Source organism: Novimethylophilus sp. (genome assembly GCF_036504375.1).
GTDB lineage: Bacteria > Pseudomonadota > Gammaproteobacteria > Burkholderiales > Methylophilaceae > Novimethylophilus.
Map to the genome: position 1 here is coordinate 1 of NZ_DASXVH010000097.1, position 3730 is coordinate 3730.

The following is a 3730-nucleotide window of genomic DNA, read 5'->3' on the forward strand; positions in this document are numbered from 1 at the left end:
GAGCCGCACAAAAGGGGGCTCAATACCAAGATACATCTGGCCGTGGATGCGCATGGTATGCCGATCCGAGTCATTGCTACAGAAGCTACCCGCGCAGACTGTGCGGAGGCTGCAAACTTGATTTCGGGAATGAATGCCGAATACCTGATCGCCGATAAAGGCTACGACAGTGACGCGATTGTGGAGCAAGCCAGGGCGCAGGGTATGGGTGCGGTCATTCCTCCACGAAAAAACCGTAACAATCCCAGAAGGTATGACGAACATCTCTATCGCCATCGCCACCTTGTCGAAAACGCCTTCTTGCTGCTCAAGCGGTGGCGGGGAATTGCTACGCGCTACGCCAAGAATCTGTCGTCATTCCTCGCCGCCGTGCAGATTCGCTGCCTTGTGCTTTGGTTGGGTATCTCGTGATGACACTATCTAGAAGTTTTGCGGCTTTGAGCAAGCCTTCATCCAATGTCAGCATTTTTTCTGCCTGATGATTCCTGGCAATCGCCAGATGCAGGGCATCGCCACTCCATAGCCCCGAATCAAAGTAGGTGACATACGCCAATGCCGTTTCATAGTCGGATGAGGTCGGCAGTAAAACTCTGCATGATTGCTCCACCAGAGCGCCGAACTCGTCGATGATCAATTTTGCTGCCGCTGCGCTGAATCGCCGCATGCGGACTTGGCGGGCAATCAGGCTGCCGAACTCGGCCCGTGTCCAGCGGCTGATTGCCATTGAACCGGCAGGTAACCTGGTCAGGCAGGCTTCAATCGCTTCGCTGGATTCTTCATTCACCAGCAGAGGAGTTATGAAGCTGGTATCGAGATAAAGCATCTGGGCATTAGCGGGCTTCGTCCCGCATTTCACGCAGCCAGTCGGCAGACGATTGCTGAAGCTTGGGCTGCTTTGCCCTGAAACCGGCTCTCGACGCCAAGGTTTTTTTGCCGTATCCACTCCGGCCAGCCGTCCTGCCAGCCAGGGCGTGTTCACTCAACGTCTCCGGCATCGGCGCGGCGGTGGTTCATCAACTGCGCCGCCACATGCTGAAACTTCAGGCCATGCTGCGCTTCCAGCGCCTGCGTCCGAACCGTCAATTCGCTGTCCGGCAAGCCGATGGCCGGGCCTTTTACCGCAAACACGATCTTGTTGTCGCAGTCTTCCGACGGCACTACCACGACCGCGCCGTCAAAGCTGTGCCGGATGCGGGCGAGGTAGGTTTCGATGCCGGGATCGGCACCGAGGATGTTGACGACCATCACGCCATGATCGCCGAGGCTGGCGTGGCAGGCGTCGTAAAAGCACTGGGTGCAGAGCTGCGGGGCCTGGCCGCTGGTGTCGAAGCCATCGACGATGAGTACATCCAGCGCTGACTTTTGCCGCGCCACATAGTCCGCGCCATCGCCGCAAACGACGGTGAAGCGCTGGTTGTCGGAGGGCACGTGAAACCGGTTGCGCAGCGCGATCACCTCGGGGTTGATTTCAACGACCGTGATGCTGGAATCGCGCAGGCGACGATAGCAGTGCTTGGGCATCGAGCCGCCGCCCAGACCGATCATGGCGATATGCTTGGGGTGAGGGTTGAACAGCAGAAAACCCATCATGGTGCGGGTGTAGCCCAGTTCCAGCCGGTGCGGCTGGCTCTTGCGCATCAGGCTCTGGAAGTTGCCGTCGTCCAGCTGCATCACCAGAAAACCGGGCGCGTTGACGACGATGGGTTTACTGGCGCGGGCGTCGCTCAATGTCGGACCGCTCAAGCTTTCTGGATCAGGCACACCGCCTCGGCCGCTATCCCCTCGCCGCGACCGGTAAAACCCAGCCGTTCCGAGGTCGTGGCCTTGACGTTGACGCAATCTGCCGCCACGCCGATATCCGCCGCGATGTTGGCGCACATGGCCGTGATATGCGGTGCCAGCCTGGGCGCTTCGGCGATGACGGTGCCATCCACGTTCACCACGCCGTAGCCTTTGTCTTTCAACAAGGCCGTCACATGGCGCAGCAGTTCGCGGCTGTCTATGCCCTTGAAACGCGGGTCGGTATTGGGAAAATGCTTGCCGATGTCGCCCAGAGCGGCCGCTCCCAGCAATGCGTCGCAAATGGCATGCAGCAGCACGTCGGCGTCGGAATGGCCGTCCAGGCCTTTGTTGTGCGCGATATCCACGCCGCCGATGATGCACTTGCGGCCAGCGACTAATGGGTGCACGTCGAAACCGTGGCCTATTCTAATCATTAAAAACCTTTCGAACCGCCAAGACGCCAAGAGCGCCAAGAATTATGAGAATACAACACGCTGGATACCATCGCGGACAAGTCGCTCATTAAAATTGACCAGCAGTCCAAGCTTGTTGCCGGTGGCTTTGAGATAAGAAATCAGTTGCGCTTTAATGGATGGGCAACAGTCTATCGACGGCCTTCAATTCCAACACGAGGCAACCCCCTACCAGCATATCGAGCCGTCCTTCGCCCACGGAAACCTGCTTATAACTCACTCCCACCGGCTTCTGCCTGATAAACGGGAGTTCTCTCAATGCCAATTCAACCGCCAGCGCTTCTTCGTAAACATGCTCCAGAAAACCCGGACCAAGTTCTCGATGCACCTCAATCACCGCCCCGATAACCTCATGCACCAAATCATCCAGAAATTTATCCAGTTCATCCTTGGCGTTCTTGGCGTCTTGGCGGTTCATTTTTTGAGAATTCTCTCCGCCATCAGCAAGTCCTCCGGGAAAGTCACTTTCAGATTGTTGCGTTCACCCAGCACCAGCCTGGGCGCCAGCCCCAAATGTTCGATAGCCTGGGCTTCGTCGGTAGGCGTGCTGTTGCCGAACGCTTCCAGCCCGCGCCTGAGCAAGGCATAACGGAACATCTGCGGCGTCTGTGCCTGCCACAGGCCTTCCCGCGGTTCGGTAGCGGCCACGCGGCAGGCTGCCGACGCCCGTTTCAGCGTGTCCGCGACGGGCACGGCGAGCAGCCCGCCGACTTCGTCCTGTTGCAGCTCGGCAAACAGGCGGTCCAGCAGTTCACCGGTGATGCAGGGCCGGGCGGCGTCGTGCACCAGCACCCAGTCGTCCGCGGCCAATGGCAGCGCCTGCAATCCGTTCAACACGCTGGCGGCACGCGTCTCGCCGCCGCAACGCAGCACTTTTATGCGGCCGGCAAACGCGCTCCAGTCGTAATTGTCCCAGCATTTGTCGTGCGGGCTGATGACCACGATTACTTGCGCCACTGCCGGATGCGCGCAGAATACGGAGAGCGTATGATGGATCAACGGTTTGTCGAGCAAGAGCGAATACTGCTTGGGCAACTCCAGGCCCATGCGGCTTCCCGCGCCGGCGGCAGGGATGAGTACATAGTTATTCATCGCAAAATCATATCATGCTGCCCTTGATTCCCGCCGCCTCGACCCAAGTTCAGGAGCATCCGGAGAAGATTAGGAGCGCCATGACGACTACCATCCGACCAGCTGCCGTCGCCGGCATGTTCTATCCCAGCGACCCGGCAGAGCTGACCCACCAAATCCAGGCGATGCTGGTGCAGGCACAAACCGAGGCGCCGCCGCTCACGCCCAAGGCGCTGATCGCGCCGCACGCCGGTTATATCTATTCCGGCCCGGTCGACGCCAGCGCTTATACCCTGCTGGCGGCACAAGCCGGCAAAATCCGGCGTGTAATCCTGCTGGGGCCGACCCATCGCGTCGCCGTGCGCGGCTTGGCATTGCCCGGCGCCGATGCTTTCGAAACCCCG

8 protein-coding genes are annotated in these 3730 nt (G+C 59.2%); 2 read left to right on the forward strand and 6 right to left on the reverse strand.

Annotated features, from left to right (window positions below; translation table 11 throughout):
- Window positions 1-411: IS5 family transposase (locus tag VGK14_RS13755; protein ID WP_331509664.1), on the forward strand; the 411-nt coding region annotated here is incomplete at its 5' end.
- Here VGK14_RS13755 and VGK14_RS13760 read toward each other — a convergent pair.
- The 6 genes from VGK14_RS13760 to ispD are packed head-to-tail and all read right to left on the reverse strand — an operon-like array spanning window position 329 to window position 3347.
- Window positions 329-979, reverse strand: a complete 651-nt coding sequence (locus tag VGK14_RS13760; RefSeq protein ID WP_331509665.1) for a type II toxin-antitoxin system VapC family toxin — start codon at window positions 977-979, stop codon at window positions 329-331. The genes VGK14_RS13755 and VGK14_RS13760 overlap by 83 nt on opposite strands.
- Window positions 976-1761: a fused MFS/spermidine synthase gene (locus VGK14_RS13765; protein ID WP_331509666.1), complete on the reverse strand. Its 786-nt coding sequence runs from the start codon at window positions 1759-1761 to the stop codon at window positions 976-978. The genes VGK14_RS13760 and VGK14_RS13765 overlap by 4 nt, the downstream gene beginning before the upstream one ends.
- Window positions 1740-2216 carry a 2-C-methyl-D-erythritol 2,4-cyclodiphosphate synthase gene (ispF, locus tag VGK14_RS13770; RefSeq protein ID WP_331509667.1) on the reverse strand — a complete coding sequence of 159 codons (477 nt, stop codon included), beginning with the start codon at window positions 2214-2216 and terminating at the stop codon, window positions 1740-1742. Before ispF ends, VGK14_RS13765 begins: the two co-directional genes overlap by 22 nt.
- Before the next feature lie 42 nt (window positions 2217-2258).
- Window positions 2259-2390, reverse strand: a complete 132-nt coding sequence (locus VGK14_RS13775) for a GxxExxY protein (protein WP_331509671.1) — start codon at window positions 2388-2390, stop codon at window positions 2259-2261.
- Window positions 2368-2673 carry a GxxExxY protein gene (locus VGK14_RS13780; protein ID WP_331509668.1) on the reverse strand — a complete coding sequence of 102 codons (306 nt, stop codon included), beginning with the start codon at window positions 2671-2673 and terminating at the stop codon, window positions 2368-2370. The genes VGK14_RS13775 and VGK14_RS13780 overlap by 23 nt, the downstream gene beginning before the upstream one ends.
- The gene (ispD, locus tag VGK14_RS13785) at window positions 2670-3347 is read right to left on the reverse strand and encodes a 2-C-methyl-D-erythritol 4-phosphate cytidylyltransferase (RefSeq protein WP_331509669.1); all 678 of its coding nucleotides are present in this window, start codon (window positions 3345-3347) and stop codon (window positions 2670-2672) included. Before ispD ends, VGK14_RS13780 begins: the two co-directional genes overlap by 4 nt.
- An 80-nt stretch (window positions 3348-3427) precedes the next feature.
- Between ispD and amrB the strand changes: the two genes are divergently transcribed.
- The coding region (amrB, locus tag VGK14_RS13790; protein ID WP_331509670.1) for an AmmeMemoRadiSam system protein B at window positions 3428-3730 on the forward strand (303 nt) is incomplete at its 3' end.

Bases quoted from the DNA above. Each gene is read 5' to 3' on its own strand.
- ispF (WP_331509667.1), bottom strand. From the start codon at position 2,216: ATGATTAGAATAGGCCACGGTTTCGACGTGCACCCATTAGTCGCTGGC.
- VGK14_RS13780 (WP_331509668.1), bottom strand. From the start codon at position 2,673: ATGAACCGCCAAGACGCCAAGAACGCCAAGGATGAACTGGATAAATTT.
- ispD (WP_331509669.1), bottom strand. From the start codon at position 3,347: ATGAATAACTATGTACTCATCCCTGCCGCCGGCGCGGGAAGCCGCATG.